The 21,928-nt window shown below is 33.1% G+C and carries 22 protein-coding genes; 12 read left to right on the forward strand and 10 right to left on the reverse strand.

Going from position 1 to position 21,928, the window contains the following annotated elements:
• Positions 1-95 precede the first annotated feature (95 nt).
• The 5 genes from ACSVH2_RS00775 to ACSVH2_RS00795 all read left to right on the forward strand — a co-directional run bounded on the left by ACSVH2_RS00775 (position 96) and on the right by ACSVH2_RS00795 (position 4,464).
• A complete protein-coding gene (locus ACSVH2_RS00775; protein ID WP_438091252.1) occupies positions 96-758 on the forward strand; it encodes a tRNA1(Val) (adenine(37)-N6)-methyltransferase in 663 nt (220 codons plus the stop codon).
• A gap of 102 nt (positions 759-860) precedes the next feature.
• Positions 861-1,607, forward strand: coding sequence for a hypothetical protein (locus ACSVH2_RS00780; RefSeq protein ID WP_438091253.1), 747 nt, complete (start codon positions 861-863; stop codon positions 1,605-1,607).
• Positions 1,608-1,677: 70 nt separating this feature from the next.
• Positions 1,678-2,856: an acyl-CoA dehydrogenase family protein gene (locus ACSVH2_RS00785; RefSeq protein ID WP_438091254.1), complete on the forward strand. Its 1,179-nt coding sequence runs from the start codon at positions 1,678-1,680 to the stop codon at positions 2,854-2,856.
• Between the two features lie 116 nt (positions 2,857-2,972).
• A complete protein-coding gene (locus ACSVH2_RS00790; protein WP_438091255.1) occupies positions 2,973-3,755 on the forward strand; it encodes a DUF3050 domain-containing protein in 783 nt (260 codons plus the stop codon).
• A gap of 4 nt (positions 3,756-3,759) precedes the next feature.
• Positions 3,760-4,464, forward strand: a complete 705-nt coding sequence (locus ACSVH2_RS00795) for a GDSL-type esterase/lipase family protein (protein WP_438091256.1) — start codon at positions 3,760-3,762, stop codon at positions 4,462-4,464.
• Here ACSVH2_RS00795 and ACSVH2_RS00800 read toward each other — a convergent pair.
• The 7 genes from ACSVH2_RS00800 to trmB form a co-directional block, all read right to left on the reverse strand.
• The gene (locus tag ACSVH2_RS00800) at positions 4,461-4,793 is read right to left on the reverse strand and encodes a ferredoxin (protein ID WP_438091257.1); all 333 of its coding nucleotides are present in this window, start codon (positions 4,791-4,793) and stop codon (positions 4,461-4,463) included. The genes ACSVH2_RS00795 and ACSVH2_RS00800 overlap by 4 nt on opposite strands.
• Before the next feature lie 179 nt (positions 4,794-4,972).
• Positions 4,973-6,025: an NAD(P)/FAD-dependent oxidoreductase gene (locus ACSVH2_RS00805; RefSeq protein ID WP_438091258.1), complete on the reverse strand. Its 1,053-nt coding sequence runs from the start codon at positions 6,023-6,025 to the stop codon at positions 4,973-4,975.
• A 57-nt stretch (positions 6,026-6,082) separates the two neighbouring features.
• The gene (locus ACSVH2_RS00810) at positions 6,083-6,322 is read right to left on the reverse strand and encodes a NifU family protein (RefSeq protein ID WP_438091259.1); all 240 of its coding nucleotides are present in this window, start codon (positions 6,320-6,322) and stop codon (positions 6,083-6,085) included.
• A 2-nt stretch (positions 6,323-6,324) separates the two neighbouring features.
• The gene (locus tag ACSVH2_RS00815; protein WP_438091260.1) at positions 6,325-7,458 is read right to left on the reverse strand and encodes a P-loop NTPase; all 1,134 of its coding nucleotides are present in this window, start codon (positions 7,456-7,458) and stop codon (positions 6,325-6,327) included.
• Between the two features lie 151 nt (positions 7,459-7,609).
• The gene (locus tag ACSVH2_RS00820; RefSeq protein ID WP_438091261.1) at positions 7,610-7,936 is read right to left on the reverse strand and encodes an MGMT family protein; all 327 of its coding nucleotides are present in this window, start codon (positions 7,934-7,936) and stop codon (positions 7,610-7,612) included.
• A 2-nt stretch (positions 7,937-7,938) separates the two neighbouring features.
• Complete coding sequence (locus ACSVH2_RS00825; protein WP_438091262.1) at positions 7,939-8,565, reverse strand: lysine transporter LysE; 627 nt, start codon at positions 8,563-8,565, stop codon at positions 7,939-7,941.
• Positions 8,566-9,240: a tRNA (guanosine(46)-N7)-methyltransferase TrmB gene (gene trmB / locus ACSVH2_RS00830; RefSeq protein ID WP_438091263.1), complete on the reverse strand. Its 675-nt coding sequence runs from the start codon at positions 9,238-9,240 to the stop codon at positions 8,566-8,568.
• A 148-nt stretch (positions 9,241-9,388) separates the two neighbouring features.
• Here trmB and ACSVH2_RS00835 point away from each other — a divergent pair, with 148 nt between their 5' ends.
• Entirely contained in the window at positions 9,389-10,210 is an 822-nt protein-coding gene (locus ACSVH2_RS00835; protein ID WP_438091264.1) for a UDP-2,3-diacylglucosamine diphosphatase, read from the forward strand.
• A gap of 12 nt (positions 10,211-10,222) precedes the next feature.
• Complete coding sequence (locus ACSVH2_RS00840) at positions 10,223-11,278, forward strand: glycosyltransferase (RefSeq protein ID WP_438091265.1); 1,056 nt, start codon at positions 10,223-10,225, stop codon at positions 11,276-11,278.
• Here the strand turns inward: ACSVH2_RS00840 and ACSVH2_RS00845 are convergent.
• Positions 11,252-12,295 (reverse strand): sensor histidine kinase, encoded by a 1,044-nt coding sequence (locus ACSVH2_RS00845; RefSeq protein ID WP_438091266.1) that lies wholly within the window; start codon positions 12,293-12,295, stop codon positions 11,252-11,254. The two genes, ACSVH2_RS00840 and ACSVH2_RS00845, sit on opposite strands and share 27 nt — an antisense overlap.
• On the reverse strand, positions 12,296-12,979 hold the full coding sequence (locus tag ACSVH2_RS00850; protein WP_438091267.1) for a response regulator transcription factor: 684 nt from the start codon (positions 12,977-12,979) through the stop codon (positions 12,296-12,298). It lies immediately after the preceding gene.
• 193 nt (positions 12,980-13,172) lie between these two features.
• Here ACSVH2_RS00850 and ACSVH2_RS00855 point away from each other — a divergent pair, with 193 nt between their 5' ends.
• The 5 genes from ACSVH2_RS00855 (at position 13,173) to ACSVH2_RS00875 (ending at position 20,612) form a co-directional block, all read left to right on the forward strand.
• Positions 13,173-15,923, forward strand: coding sequence for a TonB-dependent receptor domain-containing protein (locus tag ACSVH2_RS00855; RefSeq protein ID WP_438091268.1), 2,751 nt, complete (start codon positions 13,173-13,175; stop codon positions 15,921-15,923).
• Positions 15,924-16,115: 192 nt separating this feature from the next.
• Positions 16,116-17,297 carry a hypothetical protein gene (locus ACSVH2_RS00860; RefSeq protein ID WP_438091269.1) on the forward strand — a complete coding sequence of 394 codons (1,182 nt, stop codon included), beginning with the start codon at positions 16,116-16,118 and terminating at the stop codon, positions 17,295-17,297.
• Between the two features lie 105 nt (positions 17,298-17,402).
• Positions 17,403-17,714 (forward strand): T9SS type A sorting domain-containing protein, encoded by a 312-nt coding sequence (locus ACSVH2_RS00865; RefSeq protein WP_438091270.1) that lies wholly within the window; start codon positions 17,403-17,405, stop codon positions 17,712-17,714.
• Between the two features lie 104 nt (positions 17,715-17,818).
• Positions 17,819-19,537 (forward strand): T9SS type A sorting domain-containing protein, encoded by a 1,719-nt coding sequence (locus ACSVH2_RS00870; protein ID WP_438091271.1) that lies wholly within the window; start codon positions 17,819-17,821, stop codon positions 19,535-19,537.
• A gap of 94 nt (positions 19,538-19,631) precedes the next feature.
• On the forward strand, positions 19,632-20,612 hold the full coding sequence (locus ACSVH2_RS00875; protein WP_438091272.1) for an acyl transferase: 981 nt from the start codon (positions 19,632-19,634) through the stop codon (positions 20,610-20,612).
• Here the strand turns inward: ACSVH2_RS00875 and tyrS are convergent.
• A complete protein-coding gene (gene tyrS, locus ACSVH2_RS00880; RefSeq protein WP_438091273.1) occupies positions 20,605-21,897 on the reverse strand; it encodes a tyrosine--tRNA ligase in 1,293 nt (430 codons plus the stop codon). The two genes, ACSVH2_RS00875 and tyrS, sit on opposite strands and share 8 nt — an antisense overlap.
• Positions 21,898-21,928: the final 31 nt, after the last annotated feature.

Genomic DNA, 21,928 nt, shown 5'->3' on the forward strand with positions numbered 1-21,928 from the left:
GTTTTGAAAATTCTGAAATCAAAAATCGTTAATCTTCAATAAAAAATCATTTGTTCCAATTCAAGCAATTCTCAGTCAAACAAGACCAATGTGCCATGAAAATTGGTACTGATAGTGTTTTGCTTGGCGCTTGGTGTCCAGTTGACAATAATCCATTTTCGGTTTTGGATATTGGTACTGGAACTGGAATTTTATCCTTGATGATTGCTCAACGGTCAAACGCAGAACAAATTGATGCGATTGAAATTGATGAAAATGCCTATGAACAGTGTGTGGAAAACTTTGAAAATTCACCTTGGTCTGACAGATTATTTTGTTTTCATGCTGGACTGGATGAATTTGTTGAAGAACCCGAAGACGTGTACGATTTAATTGTTTCCAATCCGCCATTTTATTCCGAAGATTACAAAACAAATAATTCTCAAAGAGATTTAGCGCGTTTCGAAGAAGCAATGCCTTTTGAAGAATTAATTGAAGCCACGGATTTATTACTTTCAGAAAATGGAATATTCTCAGTAATTATTCCATTTAAAGAAGAAGAACGATTTATTGATTTATGTGCCGAAGTGGAACTTTTCCCAGTGAAAGTTACTCGTGTAAAAGGGTCAAACACCACACCTATTGTTAGAAGTTTACTGGCTTTTAAACGTTATGAATTGTCTGTTTTAGAAGCTGACGAATTGGTTATCGAGATTAGCCGACATGAATATACCGATGATTATATTGAATTGACTAAAGATTTTTATCTGAAAATGTAAAATCAAAACCTACATGTCTTCTGAAAATTAGAATTAACAGTTTTTTTCAATAAAAGGATTAAAATTTTTGTAACTTTAAGTATTCTAATTAATCCTTAGGTCATGATAAAACAACTTGTTTTCTGTTTATTACTTTTCTTTTGCAGTTCTCTTGGTTTTTCACAAAAGCCAAAACTCGTTCATGGCAAGATAGTTTCAGAGGAAATGGCTCTTTCCGCTATTGATATTGTCAATATTAATTCGAAAAAAATTACCAAATCAGCAAGTGATGGAAGTTTTAGTATTATGGCTAAAATTGGTGATGAATTATTTATCATTTCGAAAGAATATATTGACCAAAAAATAGTCTTGACTAAGCAACAATTTGACCAAAAAAATCTCATAGTGAAGTTAGAAAAAAAACCTATTGAACTTGAAGATGTAAATGTTGTCAAAGCGGAAAGCATGAAAATAAAAGTCAGTCAAGCCGATATGGATCAAGCCAAATTAATCAAACAACAAAACACTTTAAAAGTACCAAATGTTCAAACAGGTGAAATCGAAAATGGGGTTGATTTTGTTAGAATAGGAAAAGATATTTCAAAATTACTTAAAAATAAAGACGAAGAAAAAACATCAAATACCGCTCCTAAAATAGGCTTTAAAGAGTATATCAACTCAAACTTTGACAACGTTTTCTTCATTGAAGAACTAAAAATTAAAGCTGAAGAAGTCAACTTATTCATTTCTTATTGCGAGGTTGACGCAACATCAAAGTCCATTTTAGAAAATCAAAATTTACTCGAGACAACGGAATTTCTATTGAACAAAAACGAAGATTTCAAAAAACCTATTGAAAGTAATAAATAACATTTGTTCACTTGTTTCTTATTATAGTTTACCTAAATTTGCAAACGATTTCGTTACTTAAAAATTCATTATGAAACCAGATTTATTTCAATCGCCAGACTATTATTTGCTAGATGACTTATTAACTGAGGAACACAAACTCGTTCGCGACTCGGCAAGAGCTTGGGTAAAAAAAGAAGTCTCTCCTATTATAGAAGATTACGCTCAACGCGCAGAATTTCCGAAACAAATCATAAAAGGTTTGGGCGAAATTGGCGGTTTTGGACCTTATATTCCTGAAGAATATGGTGGCGCAGGATTAGATCAAATTTCGTATGGTTTAATCATGCAAGAAATTGAAAGAGGCGATTCTGGTGTGCGTTCTACCTCATCGGTTCAATCGTCATTAGTAATGTATCCCATTTGGAAATTTGGAACCGAAGAACAGCGTCTAAAATATTTACCAAAATTAGCCACAGGAGAATTCATGGGTTGTTTTGGATTAACAGAACCTGATCATGGTTCAAATCCAAGTGGCATGACTACGAATTTTAAAGATATGGGCGACCATTATCTATTGAATGGTGCCAAAATGTGGATTTCAAATGCGCCATTTGCAGATATTGCTGTTGTTTGGGCAAAAAATGAAGAAGGAAGAATTCATGGATTGATTGTGGAACGTGGCATGGAAGGTTTTACAACACCAGAAACACACAATAAATGGTCACTTCGTGCATCGGCAACTGGAGAATTAGTCTTCAATAATGTTAAAGTGCCAAAAGAAAATCTATTGCCAGGAAAATCTGGACTTGGTGCGCCAATGATGTGTTTAGACTCTGCTCGTTATGGCATTGCTTGGGGTGCAATTGGTGCTGCAATGGATTGTTACGACACCGCTTTGCGTTATGCAAAAGAAAGAATTCAGTTTGACAAACCAATTGCTGGAACACAATTACAACAAAAGAAATTGGCCGAAATGATTACTGAAATCACCAAAGCACAATTATTGACATGGAGATTGGGAGTTTTGAGAAACGAAGGCAAAGCTACTACTGCTCAAATTTCGATGGCTAAACGCAACAACGTAATGATGGCTGTTGAAATTGCTCGCGAAGCACGTCAAATACTCGGAGGAATGGGAATTACTGGTGAATATTCCATCATGAGACACATGATGAATTTAGAATCAGTATTGACCTATGAAGGAACACATGATATTCACTTGTTAATTACTGGTGCTGATATAACAGGAATTCCAGCATTCAAATAAAAACATTAAACAATAAATAAAATTGATATAAAATGCTTCTCCATTTGGGGAAGCATTTTTAAGTTTGTATAGTGGTAAAAACATCTATAACAAAGCTCTCAAATTAAACTGAAATCATGACTATTTCTTCAATCAACGAAAAAATTCAACCGCAAAAAGATACTCTTTTACAACATTCTCTATATGAAAAAGTGAAAACCATTGACGATTTGCATCATTTTTTAGAAAATCATGTTTATGCGGTTTGGGATTTCATGTCGTTGTTAAAAGCTTTACAAAGTAAATTGACATGTACCACAACACCATGGTTTGCTTCAACAAATCCTGAAACTAGGTATTTAATTAATGAAATTGTTTTAGCAGAAGAAAGTGATTTGACAATGGACGGAAAAAGACTTAGCCATTTTGAAATGTATGTTGAAGCTATGGAAAGTTGTGGTGCAAAAACCGCTAAACTTGATGCTTTTCTTCAAAATGTAATTGACACCAAAAATGTTTTTATTGCCATTAAACAAAGTAATTTACATTCAAATATTAAGGATTTCCTAGACTTCACTTTTAGGGTAATCGAAGAAGGAAAAACACATAAAATTGCGGCTTGTTTCACGTTTGGAAGAGAAGATTTGATACCAAATATGTTCACCGAAATCTTAAGAAACTTTCAGTCCAATTTTCCGGAAACCGATTTATCAAAACTAATTTATTACTTCGAAAGACACATTGAATTGGATGCTGATGAACACGGACCAATGGCCATGAAAATGATTACTGAACTTTGTGAAAACGACTCCCAAAAATGGCGCGATGTTGAAGAAGTTTCGAAGTTAGCGTTGGAAAAAAGAATTGGCCTTTGGGATGCCATTAAAGAAAAAATAGAAGCTAAACTAGAGTTAGCTTAACCCTATGAAAAGTATTTTTAAAATATTTTCTCTTATAACTATATTACTTCTAATTAGCTGTAGTAATGATAACAACGATACTTTAGATTCAAGTCCAAGAAATTATAAATATTTAGCGCTTGGAGATAGTTATACTATAGGACAAAGCGTTTGTGAAACCTGTCGATTCCCAGTTCAATTGCAAGACAGTATTACAAAATATCTTAATGAAGAGGATTCCTTTCAAACTAAAATTATAGCACAAACTGGTTGGACAACATCTAATTTGAAAACGGCAATTGCCAGTCAAAATCCAACAAATGATTATGATTTGGTCACTCTTTTAATAGGAGTAAATAATCAGTATCAAAACCAACCTTTTACTGTATATGAACAAGAATTTCCAGAATTAGTTTCGATTGCAACTCAAAAAGCAAAAGGTAGAAAAGAAAATGTAATTGTGGTTTCTATACCCGATTATGCCTATACGCCTTTTGGAAATGGAAACGCTACAATTTCAACACAAATAGATGCATACAATGCTTTTGCTGAAAGTTTTTGTGTTTCAAACAACATTACATTCATCACTATTACAGACATCACAAGGTTAGGATTGGTTCAAACAAATTTGGTTGCCAATGATGGTTTGCATCCTTCAACTGTTGCTTATACAAAGTTTGTAGAAAGAATTTTGCCAAAAGCAAAAGAAAAACTTGGAATAACTGATTAAGATTCTGGAGCCAATTCGATTTCCAATCCGTCGATGTCTGCTGTAATGTTGATTTGACAACCCAATCGGCTGTTTTCTTTTACATTGAAAGCTTCCCAAAGCATCGCTTCTTCATCGGAGTTTTTTTCCGGAAGTGAAACGTCATTCAAAACATAACATTGACAAGAAGCACACATGGCCATGCCACCGCAAATTCCTATTGTTCCTTCGGGTGCAAGTTCATACATTCGGACAACTTCCATGATATTCATGTTCATATCTGTTGGCGCTTGTACTTCATGAGTAACACCTTCGCGATCCGTAATTTTTAGAGTTATATCTTGTGGCATTTATTTTTTCGATTCAAATTTATAACTTTCAAATACTCTTCTATCAACTTTTTGATATTGATTAGAATTATATTTTTTATAAATAAGTTTACAGGCAGCATTAAGTCTACCTATCAGTATATCGTTTTCAGAATTAAATAGTTTATTTTCTATATTTTGCATAAACCAAATAAAAAAAATTAATCAATCGATTTAACAACCGCTTTCTCTGCCTCTTTTCGTGTTCCGTCAAAACCATCAACACCTGAAACAGTTGTATATTTTAAAACGTATTTCTTACCTGGATTCAGTCTTTGATATACACTTTGACACATCAAAGTAGCTTCATGGAAACCACAAAGAATTAGTTTCAATTTTCCTGGGTAAATATTCACATCACCAATAGCATAAATTCCAGGAATATTTGTTTGATAATCTAAAGCATTGTTTACTTTGATAGCATTTTTTTCAATTTCTAAACCCCAATTGGCAATAGCGCCTAACTTAGGTGTTAATCCAAAAAGCGGAATAAAATAATCGGTTTCGATTGTTTCTTGAACTCCGTCTTTGTTGATAGTAATCGCATTCAAATGGTCTTCACCATGAAGCGAAATAACTTCGGCAGGTGTAACTAAATTTACTAATCCTAACTTTTTATATTCTTGTAATTTTTCTACAGAATCCAATGCGCCACGAAATTCGTTTCTTCTATGAATTAAAGTAACTTCCGAAGCTACATCAGCTAAAAAAATACTCCAGTCCAAGGCCGAATCTCCACCACCAGCTAAGACAATTTTTTTATCTCTAAAAAGTTCTGGGTCTTTTACAAAATACTCCACTCCTTTTTCTTCATAAAAACTAATTCTTTCTATTTCTGGTTTTCTAGGTTCAAATGTTCCTAAACCGCCAGCAATAGCTATGGCTTTCGCATGATGTTTTGTTCCTTTATTTGTAGTTACTATAAACGTTCCATCATCCAATTTATCAATTTTTTCTGCAGTTTCAGCGAGCGTAAAACCAGGTTGAAATTGTTTGATTTGCTCCATTAAATTGGTCACCAAATCGCCTGCTAAAACTTCTGGATAACCAGGAATATCATAAATAGGTTTTTTGGGATACAATTCAGCTAATTGTCCTCCAGGTTGAGGCAAAGCGTCAATAATATGGCATTTTAATTTTAATAATCCAGCTTCAAAAACAGTAAAAAGTCCAGTTGGTCCAGCACCGATTATTAGTATATCTGTTTCAATCATTCAAAAAAGTTTAAAATTTTAGGTTTAAGAGTTTAAAAAAGTTCTCAAACAGTAAAACTAGGCGATGTTTTCTACGGTTTCTATTTGTGGAGCGTATTTCTTGATGGTTGTTTCAACTCCTGCCTTCATAGTACTTATGCTCAAACTGCATGAAGTACAAGCTCCTTGAAGACGCACTTTAACATGTTTTTCATCTTCAATGGAAACCAAACTAATATCACCACCATCAGAATTCAAAAATGGTCTGATTTCGTTTAGTGCTTTTTCAATATTTAAGGTCAATTCTTCGTGTGTCATGATTATTTCCCTTTAACGGCTGAACATCCAGCCATAGTTGTAATTTTGATTGCTTCAGTTGGCGCAAGTGTTGCATTTCTTTTTACCGTTTCTTCCACTACATTTCTTGTAATTTCTTCAAAAACTTTTTCAATTACAGAAGCCGTTTGCAACGCTGCTGGACGACCATAATCTCCCGCTTCTCGAATGCTTTGCACCAATGGAACTTCGCCTAAAAACGGAACTTGTAAATCGTCAGCCAAATTTTTTGCGCCTTCTTTTCCAAAGATGTAATATTTGTTATTTGGTAATTCTTCTGGAGTGAAATACGCCATGTTTTCTATAATTCCTAAAACAGGGACATTGATAGCGTCGGACAAAAACATCGAAACTCCTTTTTTAGCATCTGCTAAAGCCACAGCTTGTGGTGTACTTACTACAACAGCTCCAGTAATGGGTAAGGATTGCATAATAGACAAATGAATATCTCCTGTTCCTGGTGGTAAATCGATTAACATAAAATCTAATTCACCCCAAGCAGCGTCAAAAATCATTTGATTCAAAGCTTTGGAAGCCATTGGTCCACGCCAAATTACTGCTTGACTTGGTGCTGTAAAAAATCCGATGGAAAGAATTTTGATTTCATAACTTTCAACGGGTTTCATTTTAGACTTGCCGTCAACTTCTATAGAAATTGGTTTTTCGTTTTCTACATCAAACATAATTGGCATAGATGGTCCATAAATATCTGCATCTAAAATACCCACTTTGAAACCCATTTTTGCCAATGTTACCGCTAAGTTTGCTGTCACAGTTGACTTACCAACGCCACCTTTTCCAGAAGCCACAGCAATAATATTACTAATTCCTGGAATGGCTTTGCCTTTGATTTCATTTGCTTTCTCCGGAGTTTCAACTTTGATGTTCACTTTTACCACTACATCAGGTGAAAATTTTTCATGAATAAGTTTTTTGATATCGTCTTCAGCACGTTTTTTAATATGCATGGCTGGAGTAGCAATTACTAATTCCACTACCACTTCATTGCCAAAAGTTAATACATTTTTAACTGCACCACTTTCAACCATATTTTTCCCTTCACCTGCAACCGTAATTGTTTCTAATGCTGAAAGAATTTCTTTTCTGTCTAATTTCATCTTTATTGTTTATCACTAACCGCTAATAGGTTACCGTTATTTTGTTGTATTTATTTATACTAATTTTAGATTGCAAAGATAATACGAAATGTATTGAAACAATCGGTAAAGAATTGAAAATGTTTATTGTTTTATAGTTTTTCCAAAACAGCTATAGCTCAATTATTTTTGGTAGCCAAAAATGTTTTTCAAAATCTACAATTTGGTTATCAACTACCACTATACCTTCGTTTTCCAATAATTGTTGCATTAAATTGGTTCCGCCGAAATGGTGTTTTCCTGACAGCATTCCAATTCTATTCACTACTCTGTGTGCCGGGACATCTTCAATATTGTGTGAAGCATTCATTGCCCAACCCACCATTCGTGCAGAACGTGCAGTTCCCAAGGCTTTGGCAATAGCACCATAAGATGTTACTTTGCCTTCGGGAATTTGTCGAACAATACAATAAACTCTTTCAAAGAAATTATCTTCCATGGCTAACCATTAATTAGTTTGAAGAGTGTAATAACCGCTATTAAAGCAGTAACCGAGCCAATTATAGTGTTGAAATTATGGAATAAAAATTCGGTTTTCTTTTCAATCTTTTTGAAAGCGACTATATAAAGGTAAAATATAAAAAAAGAGCCACTTACAACACCTGCGACAAATGTAGCGATAGGAATTTTGTCAAAACTAAAATACCCTGATGCTGCCAAACTAATGCTTGTAAAAACATAAAAAGGTATTGGCAATAAGTTAATTGATGCTAACAACATCCCAAAAAAGAACCGATTGGACTTGCCTTTTACTTTGATGTCGGTTTTTATCTTCTTAGGTTTTTTGGCAATCCAAAAAAAATAAATGCTCAATCCTGAAAAAATAAAAATAGCAATTTCTTGCAAAGTTGCTACAATTTCTAAATGATTGCTGATAAAACGCGCAAAAAGTACCGCTAATAATGTTTGAAATAAAACAATGCTTGCTGCGCCAAAAGCAAAACTTAAAGCACCACTTTTTCCTTCTTGTAAGCTAATTTTTGCCGCAGTCATATTAATCAATCCTGGGAGAAAAGCTGCCAGAAATGAAATGCAAAAACCCAATACAAAAGGAAGAAGTAAAGTCATCTATTTGATTTTGAAACGAATATAAGTAATTGCTTTGTTAGTTTCCAAATATTGATTTTCGTAAAATGTTTGAATTTGAGTAACCTCGCTTGGTGCACCTTCATTTTTATAAACATTATGATTGGCATACAACACTTCGTGTCCTTCACCATGAAGCAATCCTAAAGTATAACCGTGCATAAACTCGCTATCTGTTTTTAGATTAACTACACCATCAGGTTTCAATATTTTTTTATACAACTGCAGGAATTCTGAGTTGGTCATTCGGTGTTTAGTACGTTTGTATTTGATTTGCGGATCAGGAAATGTAATCCAAATTTCATCCACTTCATTTTCATCAAAAATAAAATTAATCAGCTCTATTTGAGTTCGGACAAAGGCCACATTGTGCATCCCACTTTCGACGGCTGTTTTTGCACCACGCCAAAAACGAGCACCTTTTATATCTATTCCAACAAAATTTTTATCGGGATAACGTGCTGCTAAACCAACAGAATATTCGCCTTTACCGCAACCTAATTCGATAATAATGGGATTATTATTTTTGAAAAAATGGGAGTTCCATTTTCCTTTCAAAGGAAATTCACCACCTACAACTTCTTCTCTTGTTGGTTGGAAAACGTTTTCAAAAGTTTCGTTTTCCTTAAATCGCTTTAATTTATTCTTACTGCCCACAAATTTAAATTTTTTACTTCGTACAATTTGACTTTCGGTCTCGGGTGGTAAAATTAAGGAAATTAAGTTCAGTTTAAATAAAGTTTTGATAATGTTTAAGTAACCTAATTGTCACTGGAAAATCATTTCTTTGACAAACTTATTTATTTTGAAAAAAAGAAAAATAGAAGTTGTTGTAATTTCAGATGTTCACCTAGGAACTTATGGCTGTCATGCTAAGGAATTATTTAACTATTTATCATCTGTCAAACCCAAAATATTGATACTAAATGGTGATATAATTGATATTTGGCAATTCAGAAAATCTTACTTTCCAGCTTCACATTTGAAGGTAATTAAGAAAATTATATCGCTTAGTTCAAAAGGAACAAAGGTTTATTATCTGACGGGAAATCACGATGAATTTCTTAGAAAATTTACTGATTTACATCTAGGAAATTTAAGTTTACTCAACAAACTGGTGTTAGATTTAGACGGAAAAAAAGCTTGGTTTTTTCATGGCGATGTATTTGACGCTTCAATAAATCATGCAAAATGGTTGGCAAAACTTGGCGGTTGGGGTTATGATTTGTTAATTGTAATCAATCGTGTCTTAAATTGGTTTTTAACCAAATTCAATAAAGAACCTTATTCTTTATCCAAAAAAATTAAAGACAACGTAAAATCTGCCATTAAATTTATTACTAATTTTGAAAATGTTTGCACTGAATTGGCTATAGAAAACCAGTATGATTATGTAATTTGCGGGCATATCCACGAACCTAAAATTACTTTGGTGGAAACCGAAAAAGGAAAAACAACTTATTTAAATTCAGGTGATTGGATAGAAAACCTTACTGCTTTGGAGTACAACAATAAAAAATGGAAACTTCATACACACAATCCGAATAACTCTTTTTCTGATGAAGAACACCATTTTGAATATGAAGACAAATTAGCTGAACAATTTATGAGTATTTTGAAAAATTAATTCCAGTAGATAATGTCAAATAATATCCTTGTTGCGCCATTAAATTGGGGTTTAGGTCACGCTACTAGATGCATTCCCATTATCCGTGAGCTAGAACTACACGGTTTTACACCCATAATTGCTTCGGATGGTGTTGCATTGCAATTACTTCAAAAAGAATTTCCCCATTTACAATCGGTTGAATTACCTTCTTATGAAATTGAATATGCAAAAGACGGTGCCGATTTTAAATGGAAACTGATTAAAAATAGTCCAAAGATGATTCAAGCTATTTTTGAAGAAAAGAAATTAGTTAAAAATCTGGTGGCAACATATGATTTAAAAGGCATTATTTCTGATAATCGTTTGGGGGTTCGCAGTAAAAAAATTCCAAGTGTTTTCATTACCCATCAACTCAACGTTTTGTCTGGAAAAACAACTTGGATTTCGAGCAAATTACACCAACATTTTATTAAAAAATTTACCGAATGTTGGATTCCAGACTTTCAAGAAAGCCCAAATCTAACTGGTAAATTAGGCCATTTAGAAAATAGTTCTTTAACGCTAAAATATATTGGTCCATTAAGTCGATTGGAGAAAAAAGAGTTGCCAATAAAATACCAATTGATGGTTATCCTTTCTGGACCAGAACCACAACGCACCATGTTGGAAGAAAAACTAATTGACAAACTTCAAAATTACCCTAGTGATGTAATTTTCATCAAAGGAAAATTAGAATCCGAACAAAAGAAAGAAGTCATTAAGAATATTACCTATTACAATTTTATGACTTCAAAAGAAATTGAAATTGCTTTTAACGAAAGTGAATTAGTATTGTGTCGTTCAGGATATACTACAGTTATGGATTTGGCTAAATTGGAGAAAAAAGCATTTTTTATTCCAACACCAGGACAATTTGAACAAGAATATTTGGCTAAAAGATACAAGAGAAATGGTATTGCTCCATTTGCAAAACAAGATGACTTTAGAATTGAAAACCTAATGGAAATTCAATTATACAAAGGATTACCTAAACTGAATAAACCTATTAATTGGAAACAATTATTTATCCTTTTCAAGAGTGAATGAGAATTCTGAACCTTTTCCAAATTCACTTTCAACATAAATTTTTTCGCCGTGTGCTTCAATAATGTGTTTCACGATGGAAAGTCCCAATCCTGAACCGCCTTCGCTTCTTGCACCACTTTTATCTACTCTAAAAAAACGCTCAAAAAGTCTTGGAATATTATGCTTTTCTATTCCTTCACCATTATCTTTAATACGAACAATTAATTTATCGTTAACCAAATCTTCAATGCTTACTTCGGTCGTGCCGTTTTCTTTGCCGTATTTTATAGAATTCATCACCAGATTTATCAATACTTGTTGGATTTTTTCTTTATCGGCAAAAACCTTAATTGGCTTACTATATTTTCTGTCGAACATCAAAATGATGTTTTTCTTATCAGCTTTCATCTCCAATAAATCAAATACATTTTGAACCAATTCAACAATATTGAATAGTGACATTTCAAGATTTACATCGCCCATTTCAAGCTTGGAAATCATATCTAAATCTTCAACGATATATACTAATCTTTCCACACCTTTTTCGGCGCGTTCCAAATATTTTTTGCGAATATTTTTATCATTCATCGCACCATCAAGCAACGTTGCAAGATATCCTTGCACGGTAAATAGTGGCGTTTTAAGTTCATGAGAGACATTTCCAAGAAACTCTCTTCGGTATTCTTCACGAACTTTAAGGGTTTCTATTTCTAGTTTTTTATCGGTAGCAAACTTTTTAACTTGTTTGGTTAATGTTGCCATATCCGTAGTAATAGGTTGATTTCTAAAGGAAGTAGATTCTAAAAGAGATACATCATCATATATTTTTTTGACTCTTCTGTAGATAAATCTTTCAACACGATATTGAATGACAAAAAAAGAAAAAGTAGCAATAGAAATAGCAAAAAGAAAGATAATAGGTAGGGAAAATTCGTGGAAAATCCACAACAAAATGGAGAGAAAACCTGTAGAAAAAACGGTAATGTATAAAGTTGAAATTAACGCAAAAGTATATGTCTTTTTGAATTTTAATCCCATTTACACTTCTAATTTATAGCCAACGCCTTTGATGGTTTTGAATAAATCTTCTCCTATTTTTTCACGCAGTTTTCTAATGTGAACATCAATGGTTCTTCCACCAACGATTACTTCATTTCCCCATACTTTATCAAGGATTTCTTCTCGTTTAAAAACCTTTCCTGGCTTTGATGCCAATAAATAAAACAATTCGAATTCTTTGCGAGGAAGAACAATTTCAACACCTTCTTTGATAATTTTGTATTCTTCTCTATTGACTTCAATTCCGCCAACATTTAGTGTTTCTGACGCGTGTTCATCACTTTTCAATCGGCGAAGTAATGCTTTTACTTTACTGACTAATAATTTGGGTTTTATGGGTTTTGTAATATAATCATCAGCACCAGCATCAAAACCAGCTACTTGAGAATAATCTTCGCTTCTTGCGGTTAAAAATGTTATAAGAACATTACTCAATTCAGGCAACTTACGAATAGCTTCACAAGCTTCCATGCCATCCATTTCGGGCATCATCACATCCATAATGATGAGCTGTGGCAATTCTTTTTTGGCTTTGACTATTGCTTCCTTACCATTAGTAGCGGTTACAATTTGATATCCTTCTTGGGAAAGATTATATCCCACAATCTCTAGGATATCTTGCTCATCATCTACCAATAAAATTTTAATGTCTTTTTTTTTCATAACGGACACAATTGTTTTGTGGATGTAAATGTAAAGATAATACAAAATGATTATAAAAAATAAAACGGTAGTTAACCATAATTTAATGTCTTAACAATTTGGTAATACTCAAAGAACAAAATGATAATATTGAAGTAACATGCTCTTTACACTGTCGCAGTTCCTTTGCACAAAAATTTATAAAAAACTAAAAATGAAATTTAAATTTATAATAACTTTATTATTTGTAAGTGTTTTAGGCTTTGCTCAAAACAAAGGTACTATTACTGGAACATTAACCGATAAAGATTTTAACAACGAACCTTTACCTTTTGCAAATGTGCAAATTAAAGGCACAAAAACAGGAACAGCAACAAATGAAAAAGGGAAATATGCTTTAAGTGTTGAGCCAGGAAGTTATGTTTTGGTTTTCAGTTTTGTAGGTTATGAAAACGTAGAAGAAAAAGTAAACATAAAAGCAGGAGAAACAGTTACTATTAATAAGGCATTAGGTTCTGGAAGCTATCAACTGAAAGATGTAGTTATCCAAAACACAGTTTCTAGACAAAAAGAATCTGCATTATTATTGGACCAAAAAAATGCAGTAGATATCAAACAAAATATTGGTGCCCAAGAATTATCAAGAAAAGGAGTTAGTGATGTAGCAACTGCTGTTACAAAAACAACAGGAATTACAAAGCAAGAAGGTTCGGGAAATATTTTTGTGAGAGGATTAGGCGATAGATACAATTCTACAACTATGAACGGTTTGCCAATTCCATCGAATGATCCTGAAAAGAAAAACATTAATTTAGAAATATTCTCTACTGATATTGTAGAGTATATTTCAATTGATAAAGTATATAGCTCTAAACTATTTGGCGATTTTGCTGGAGGAAATGTTGATATTATTTCTAAAGAGTATAAAGGAAACGGATTTTTTAAAATTGATGTGGGTTCAAAAGTAAATACAAATGCTACTGCTGCAGATGATTTTACTTTACAAAAAGGATACAACAGTTTTGGTTTTAGCACTAAATCTATTCCGAATAATGCATTGACCGAATACAACTATAACACCTTACAATTGGAAGGAAACAACCCATTTGCAGGTTCAATAGGAATATCTGGCGGAAAATCTTTTGATATGGGATCTACTGGAAAATTAAATTTATTTGGAACCGTTTCAACAGGTAATGAATACTTTGCCAAAGCAGACGGAAGTGCTAAAGGTGGCGTAAATGAAAATGGAGTTATCAATAAAGATTTTTCAAACTACACTTCTATTAGTTATAACACGAATACAACCGCCATGATTAATGTTGGTTATAAAATAAACAACAGTAATAAAATTAATTTTAATTCCTTGTTTATAAATACCTCATCACTTTCAAAAGAGGAATTTGAAGGCTTTATTGTTGATATTGCAAACGACGGTAACGGATTAGTCCGAAGAAATAAATATGAGAAAAACACTTTGTGGATTAACCAATTATTGGGTGACCACAAATTAACAGACAGAACCAAACTAAACTGGGGAATATCCTATAGTACTATTGAAGGTGATATGCCTGATAGAAACCAAAATATTTTCAGAAATGAACCAACAGGCTATGTGCTGTCAAGTATTTCTGCACCAGATAACCACAGATATTTTCAAAAATTAGCAGAAGATGAAATTGCTGGAAATGCTTCTGTTGATTACAAATTCAACAAAACGGGTGAAGGTGAATTTAAAGGAAAAGTTACTTTTGGTTACAACGGAAGATTTAAAACCAGAGATTTTGAAGCTACTCAATTTAACTTCAAAGCCAATCAAGGTTATACTAACACAATAGTTGATCCAAACAATTTAGACTTATTTTACAACCAACAAAATTTGGATAATGGTTATTTCAGTATTTCAACTTTTAGAGGAAATTCTCAAGTTAGTAATGCTTTAGATCCACAAACCTATACTGGTGACTTAATCATCAATGGTGGTTTTGCAAACACGGAATATAATTTCAGTAAGTTAACCGCAGTACTTGGATTGCGTGGAGAATATATTTATCAAAAAGTAAAATGGAATACTCAATTAGATCCATCTGGAGGTTATGATGAATTGGAAAAAATAGCTTTTTTACCTAGTTTAACATTAAAATATGAACTAAACGATAAGCAAAACCTTCGTTTCGCATTCAGTAAAACCTATACTTTACCACAATTTAAAGAAAGAGCTTTGTTTGTATATGAAGATGTGACTGAGGTAAAAGTAGGTAATCCTGACTTATATGCATCAGATGATTACAACTTTGATTTGAAATGGGAATTATTTCCAAAAAGTGAAGAATTAATTTCGGTAACAGCTTTTGGAAAATACATTCAAAACCCAATGAACGAAGTAACCATAGCATCGTCAACCAATGACATTTCATTTATAAACACTGGTGATTTTGGTTATGCAGCAGGAGCAGAATTGGAATATCGTAAATTACTTTTCGATTTTGATGAAACCAATTCAAAAAAACTTTCTGCTGGATTAAATGCTTCTTATTTATATAGTAATCAAGATTTGAGTACCTCAAAAGTAATTGCAGAAACAGACTATAATGTTGTCTTTACCGATACTGAAAGTAAATTTACTGGAGCTTCTGATTTATTGTTAAATGCTGATTTATCTTTCTTTAACGAATGGAACAATAAAGTAAGTAACTTAACAACAACAGTGGCTTATACTTATTTCTCAGATAGAGTTTATGCCATTGGAACCAATGGAAGAGGTAATCTTGTGGATAAAGCAATTGGAACATTAGATTTTGTTGCAAAATCTAAACTCAATAAAAACTTAGGATTAGGATTGGTTGTTAGAAACCTACTTGACCCAACGATTGATAGAGTTCAAGAAAACAGCACAGGAGATGTAAATGTTCTTTCTTATAAAAAAGGATTAACATTCAATCTAAACATTAATTATCAATTTTAATTTTGATAACCCCAAAAAGTCTCAATTAAACAATGAGACTTTTTTTATGTAAAGAAAACGTAACGAAAAAGACCTAAAATTAATATTAAATTCTCTTTTTTTTAAACTAAGTATTACATTCTCTTAACCTTAAAAAAAAGTACATACACCATCTTTGCATCAACAAATAACTATTAAAAATACTAAAACAACATGAAAAATTTAATGTTAAAATTTATTGGAATTTTTGCTTTTGCAACAATCCTTTTTACCTCTTGTACAACAGGTGAAGAAGACAACAATAGTTCAACTTTTGTGGTTGATGCTAACAATTTTCAGGGACAAATTAACGATGGCGAAGTAGTGCTTAATGCAGGAACCGTTTACAAACTGACTGGCAGATTACAAGTTAACGACGGCGCTTCATTAATCATACCTGCAGGAACAGTTATTGAAGGTGTTGGTGGAACTTCATCATACATTGCTGTTGCTCAAGGCGGAAAACTATTTGTTAACGGAACATCTTCAAATCCAGTAGTAATGACAAGTGGATTAACTACAAAAAACGCTGGTGATTGGGGTGGATTAGTAGTTTGTGGAAAAGCACCTATTAATCGTGTAACTGGTGGTGCAAGTACAGCACAATCTGAAGTTGCTGATTTAACTTATGGTGGAACAATTTCTAATGACAATTCAGGTTCAATCAGATATTTAAGAATTGAGTATGCTGGAGCTGCTTTTAATAGCGAAAAGGAGTTTAATGGTGTTTCTTTATTTGGAGTTGGTTCAGGAACTATATTTGAATATGTAGAATGTTATCATGGTGCTGATGATGGATTTGAATTCTTTGGAGGTTCTGTTAATACTTCAAATTTAATTTCATTTGGAAATGAAGATGATCAGTTTGACTGGACAGAAGGATGGAATGGTAACAATACAAATTGGTATGGAAAATTATCATTTGGAAAAGGAAATAGAGGGATTGAAGCGGATAACTTTGAATTAGGTTTTGCAAATACACCAATATCATTTCCTACCATAACAAACATAACATTAATTGGTGCTGGAGGTTCAGCAGATGCAACTATCTACACTGAAAACCAAGGAATGAAATTAAGAAGAGGAACTAAAGGACAATTTTCAAATGTTGTTTTGAGTTCTTGGAAAACAGGATTTGATGTTGAACATGATGAAACAATTGCTAGTGTTGGAACGGATTTAAAAGCAACAAACGTTAATTTCATTTCAGATGTTCCAACAAAATCAAAAGGAAAAACTACAGCTGGAGGTACTGCAGATGTATCTGCTATTTATACAGAAAGTACAACAGCAACAGGTGCTGGAAATGGAGTTGGTGCTCCATCTTGGTCTACAGGTTGGTCAATAGGCTTATAATAAATCTTATCCTAAATGTTAAAATATCCCGAAAAGCTCGGGATATTTTTTTTTGGTACACTATTTGAAAATAATTTATATATTTGTAACAACCAAATTGAAGTCATGAAAAAAAATTACTTTTATTTCACTTTGCTTTTCCTTTTGTTTTCTTTTGTGTCCTTTTCACAAGATGTTAAACAACAAGGAGAAACGCTTGGGTTTTATCCAAATCCTGCTACTAATGGCAAAATTTACATCACTTCAAAAACATCTTTAGAAAAAGAAATACTAATTTTTGATGTGCTTGGTAAAAAAGTGCTACAAACTACTATCACATCCCGAGAATTAAACATTAATGCTATTCCACCAGGAATTTATATCATTAAAATTACGGAAGGTGAAACTACTGCCACTAGAAAACTAATTGTTAGATAGTTAAACAACTATTTATTTAATTTTTAATTAATCATTTTTTTACATTCTTTTTTTATCCTAACAAATATTGTCATTATATTTGTAAGCTAATTAAATTTAAAAAAATGAAAAAAATTTACTCTTTATTACTTTTGGTGTTTTCTACATTGTCTTTTGGACAAACGTTTTATTCTGAAAACATGGGAACCACAGCAACTGGAAACCCACTTATCACAGCTTACACTGGATTTCAAAACACTACACCTATTGTTTATAGTGGGACTGGTGACATGAGAACCACAACTGTTTCAACAGGTTATGTTGGAGCATCTGGAAGTGTTAATGTTTTTTTATCTAACACAACTACTGCTGAAACTTTTCAAATTGATGGTTTAAATACATCTGCTTACAGTTCGGCCAACCTACAATTGAAATTTGGTTACTTGGCAAATGCTGTTGCAAATGCTGGTTTGATTGTAGAATATAGTACCAATGGAACAACATGGACTGCATTAACTTATACAACTAACACCAACACAAGTTGGAATTTAGTTACAATAGGTGGTGGATTAATTCCTTCCTCAGCTACTTTAAGTTTAAGATTTACTCAACCAAATTTAGCTGCTCAAATAAGAATTGACGATGTTAGCTTAACTAACTTTAACCCTTCATGTACATTGTCCTTAGGAATTGCAACTGCTTCATGTGATGCTTCAACTCTAGGATTGGACACATACACTGCAACAATACCATACACCGGTGGTGGTTCTGGAAGTTATGTAATTTCGCCTTCTTCAGGAACAGTTAGTGGAACTGGAGATAATCCAAATACAGTTGCTGCAGGAAACATCATTATAACAGGTGTTACCGAAGGCACAAACTTAACTGTGAATATTGTTAGCGGTTCATGCCCATACCAATCAAACGTTACTTCTCCTGAGTGTAAACCAGTAAATCCATTGCCTTACCAAGAATCATTCCCATACACGGTTGGTGGTTCATTAAATGCTGAACAAAAATGGTCACTTGTTAATACTGGAGATAACATCACTATTGCTTCAGGAAGTTTATCATACACTGGTATAACATCTTCTGGCAATTCAATTACTTTTGTTGGAACAGGTGGTGAGTCTAGATCTCTATTTACAAGTACTAATACCGGTTATGTTTATGCTTCATTTATTGTAACCGCAAGTGATTTATCAAATGTTACTACAGATTTGGCAAATACTTACTTTGCATTATTTACTGACGCATCAGGTGCTACGACAAATGCAAGAGTTTGGATTAGAAAAAACGCGAATCAATATCAATATGGTTTAGGAACAGCTGCTGCTCCAACAGATTGGGGTACTGCTTTATACAATGCTAATGATATTCAATACGTAGTGTTGAGTTATGATTTTACTGGAAATACTTTATCACTGTTTGTTAACCCAACTATAGGTGGTAGTGCAGCCCCAACTATAAGTGTCACTCCAACAACTCCTTTAACGAATGTAGGTGGATTTATGTTTAGACAAGATGGTGCGACTACAACTCCAACAATGATAGTAGACGAATTAAGAATTGATGCAACTCCAAACTTTACATTGGGAACTTCATCAAACGAAATTACTGGTTTAAGAGTGTATCCTAACCCAGTAACTAATGGAACTTTATTCATAGATACTGATGCTAATGCAGAGAAAATAGTTGCTGTTTATGATGTTTTAGGAAAACTTGTTTTAAACACTTCAACTTCTAATAATGCTATTAATGTTAGTACTTTACATAGTGGAGTTTATATAGTTAATATTACCGAAGAAGGAAAAACCGCTTCAAGAAAATTAGTTATCAAATAATTGATTTTTTCTCTTTATCAAAAAGCTCTATCTCGTTCTAAAAAACGAGATTAGGGCTTTTTTTATTTTCATTACTTTTGCCAAAAATTATTCCTTGATAAACCCTCAAGACATATTCACTATTTCATCTCAAAAGCAATTTGAAAAAATGGCTTTAAAAGTTTTTCGTTTTCAATATGAAAATAACATGGTATATAAAGAGTTTTGTGATTTTTTAAAAGTAGATAAACAATCCGTAAAGTCATTGCACCAAATTCCATTTCTGCCTATCCAGTTTTTTAAAAGCCATAATGTATTTTCAAGTACCGATATTGTTCAAGAAACGTTTACTAGTAGTGGAACAACAGGTATGATTACGAGTAAACATCTGGTAACGGATATTTCATTATACGAACAAAGTTATCGAAATGCCTTTTCCGAGTTCTATGGAAATATTGAAGACTATACTGTATTGGCTTTGCTTCCATCCTATTTGGAGCGAAGTGGCTCTTCCTTAATTTATATGGTAAAGGATTTAATAGAATTGTCAAATAATGAAAACAGCGGCTTTTATCTACACAATTATGACGAACTAATTTCAAAACTAATTGAACTAGATAATTCGGGTCAAAATGCAATTTTGATTGGCGTTACTTATGCCTTGCTTGATTTAATTGAAAAACAAAACTTCCAACTAAAAAACACCATCATCATGGAAACTGGCGGAATGAAAGGCAAGCGCAAAGAAATCATCCGTGAAGAATTGCACGAAGTATTATGCAAAGGTTTTGGCGTATCCAGCATTCATTCAGAATATGGCATGACAGAATTGTTATCACAAGCGTATTCATTAGGAAACGGAATTTTTGAATGTCCGTCTTGGATGCAAGTTTTAATTCGTGATACAGAAGATGCTTTAACTTATATTGATTTTGGAAAAACTGGTGGCATAAATGTCATTGATTTAGCCAATATCAATTCCTGTTCGTTTATTGCAACTCAAGATTTAGGTAAAAAACAACCCAACAATTCTTTCGAAGTATTGGGCCGTTTTGACAATTCTGATATTCGAGGTTGTAACCTGATGGTTATTTAACCTTAATCAAATAATAATTCTTCTTCCCTTTTTGCAACATCAAAAACTGATTGTTAATCAAGTCTTTTGAAGTAATCACATAATCCATGGCTACTTTTTCTTTATTGAGCGAAATGGAGTTTTGTTGCAACTCACGTCGTGCATCACTATTAGAAGCCAAAAAACCAGTCTTAGCCGAAAGTGCTGCAATCATGTCTAATCCGTTTTCAATATCAGCCATGGCAACTTCTGCATGTGGAACACCTTCAAAAACTTCAAGGAAAGTCTTGGTGTCTAATTTTTTCAAGTCATCCATGGTTGGACTAAAAAAGGCACCAGATGCAAAAATTGCTTTTTCTAACTCTTCTCTTCCATGAACAAAAACAGTTACTTCTTCAGCCAATCGTTTTTGCAAAACTCTTAAATGTGGTGCCACATGATGTTCTGTAATCAAGGCGTCAATGGTTTCTTTATCCAAGAAAGTGAAAATCTTGATGTATTTTTCTGCATCAACATCTGTAGTATTTAACCAAAACTGGTAGAATTTATACACCGAGGTTTTATCAGCAGTTAACCAAACGTTTCCGCCTTCAGATTTACCAAATTTAGAACCATCGGCTTTTGTTATTAATGGGCAAGTCATGGCATATGCTTTTGCGCCTTCACCGTTCATTCTACGGACTAATTCTGTTCCCGTCGTAATATTTCCCCATTGGTCGCTTCCGCCCATTTGCAAAAGACAATGATGCGTTTTATATAAATGATGAAAATCGTACCCTTGAATTAATTGATAAGTAAACTCAGTAAAACTCATTCCTTCACCTTCGGCGCTCAATCTTTTCTTCACCGAATCTTTTGCCATCATATAGTTTACGGTAATACGTTTCCCCACATCACGTGCAAAATTGATAAATGAAAAATCTTTCATCCAATCGTAGTTATTTACCAAAAGTGGGGCATTTTCAGCAGCAGAATTAAAATCCAAAAAGCGAGACAAAACTGCTTTGATTCCAGCTACATTTTTTTCTAAAGTAGCTTCGTCCAATAAATTTCTTTCATCCGATTTTCCAGAAGGATCACCAATCATTCCTGTTGCACCGCCAACTAAAGCAATGGGTTTGTGTCCAAATCGCTCTAAATGAACCAACAAAATAATGGGCACCAAACTTCCAATATGCAATGAATCGCTTGTTGGATCAAAGCCAATATATGTGGTAGTCATTTCCTTTGAAAGTTGTTCTTCGGTTCCAGGCATTATATCGTGAACCAATCCACGCCATTGTAATTCTGCTACTAAATTCCTCATCTTAAAAATCAATTTGCGCAAAGATAACAAT

Source organism: Flavobacterium sp. RSB2_4_14, assembly GCF_051547085.1.
Taxonomy (GTDB): domain Bacteria; phylum Bacteroidota; class Bacteroidia; order Flavobacteriales; family Flavobacteriaceae; genus Flavobacterium.

Excerpts from the sequence above, each read along its gene's own strand:
- ACSVH2_RS00775 (WP_438091252.1), top strand. The coding sequence starts at position 96 with ATGAAAATTGGTACTGATAGTGTTTTGCTTGGCGCTTGGTGTCCAGTT.
- ACSVH2_RS00780 (WP_438091253.1), top strand. The coding sequence starts at position 861 with ATGATAAAACAACTTGTTTTCTGTTTATTACTTTTCTTTTGCAGTTCT.
- ACSVH2_RS00785 (WP_438091254.1), top strand. The coding sequence starts at position 1,678 with ATGAAACCAGATTTATTTCAATCGCCAGACTATTATTTGCTAGATGAC.
- ACSVH2_RS00790 (WP_438091255.1), top strand. The coding sequence starts at position 2,973 with ATGACTATTTCTTCAATCAACGAAAAAATTCAACCGCAAAAAGATACT.
- ACSVH2_RS00795 (WP_438091256.1), top strand. The coding sequence starts at position 3,760 with ATGAAAAGTATTTTTAAAATATTTTCTCTTATAACTATATTACTTCTA.
- ACSVH2_RS00800 (WP_438091257.1), bottom strand. The coding sequence starts at position 4,793 with ATGCCACAAGATATAACTCTAAAAATTACGGATCGCGAAGGTGTTACT.
- ACSVH2_RS00805 (WP_438091258.1), bottom strand. The coding sequence starts at position 6,025 with ATGATTGAAACAGATATACTAATAATCGGTGCTGGACCAACTGGACTT.
- ACSVH2_RS00810 (WP_438091259.1), bottom strand. The coding sequence starts at position 6,322 with ATGACACACGAAGAATTGACCTTAAATATTGAAAAAGCACTAAACGAA.
- ACSVH2_RS00815 (WP_438091260.1), bottom strand. The coding sequence starts at position 7,458 with ATGAAATTAGACAGAAAAGAAATTCTTTCAGCATTAGAAACAATTACG.
- ACSVH2_RS00820 (WP_438091261.1), bottom strand. The coding sequence starts at position 7,936 with ATGGAAGATAATTTCTTTGAAAGAGTTTATTGTATTGTTCGACAAATT.
- ACSVH2_RS00825 (WP_438091262.1), bottom strand. The coding sequence starts at position 8,565 with ATGACTTTACTTCTTCCTTTTGTATTGGGTTTTTGCATTTCATTTCTG.
- ACSVH2_RS00840 (WP_438091265.1), top strand. The coding sequence starts at position 10,223 with ATGTCAAATAATATCCTTGTTGCGCCATTAAATTGGGGTTTAGGTCAC.
- ACSVH2_RS00845 (WP_438091266.1), bottom strand. The coding sequence starts at position 12,295 with ATGGGATTAAAATTCAAAAAGACATATACTTTTGCGTTAATTTCAACT.
- ACSVH2_RS00850 (WP_438091267.1), bottom strand. The coding sequence starts at position 12,979 with ATGAAAAAAAAAGACATTAAAATTTTATTGGTAGATGATGAGCAAGAT.
- ACSVH2_RS00855 (WP_438091268.1), top strand. The coding sequence starts at position 13,173 with ATGAAATTTAAATTTATAATAACTTTATTATTTGTAAGTGTTTTAGGC.
- ACSVH2_RS00860 (WP_438091269.1), top strand. The coding sequence starts at position 16,116 with ATGAAAAATTTAATGTTAAAATTTATTGGAATTTTTGCTTTTGCAACA.
- ACSVH2_RS00865 (WP_438091270.1), top strand. The coding sequence starts at position 17,403 with ATGAAAAAAAATTACTTTTATTTCACTTTGCTTTTCCTTTTGTTTTCT.
- ACSVH2_RS00870 (WP_438091271.1), top strand. The coding sequence starts at position 17,819 with ATGAAAAAAATTTACTCTTTATTACTTTTGGTGTTTTCTACATTGTCT.
- tyrS (WP_438091273.1), bottom strand. The coding sequence starts at position 21,897 with ATGAGGAATTTAGTAGCAGAATTACAATGGCGTGGATTGGTTCACGAT.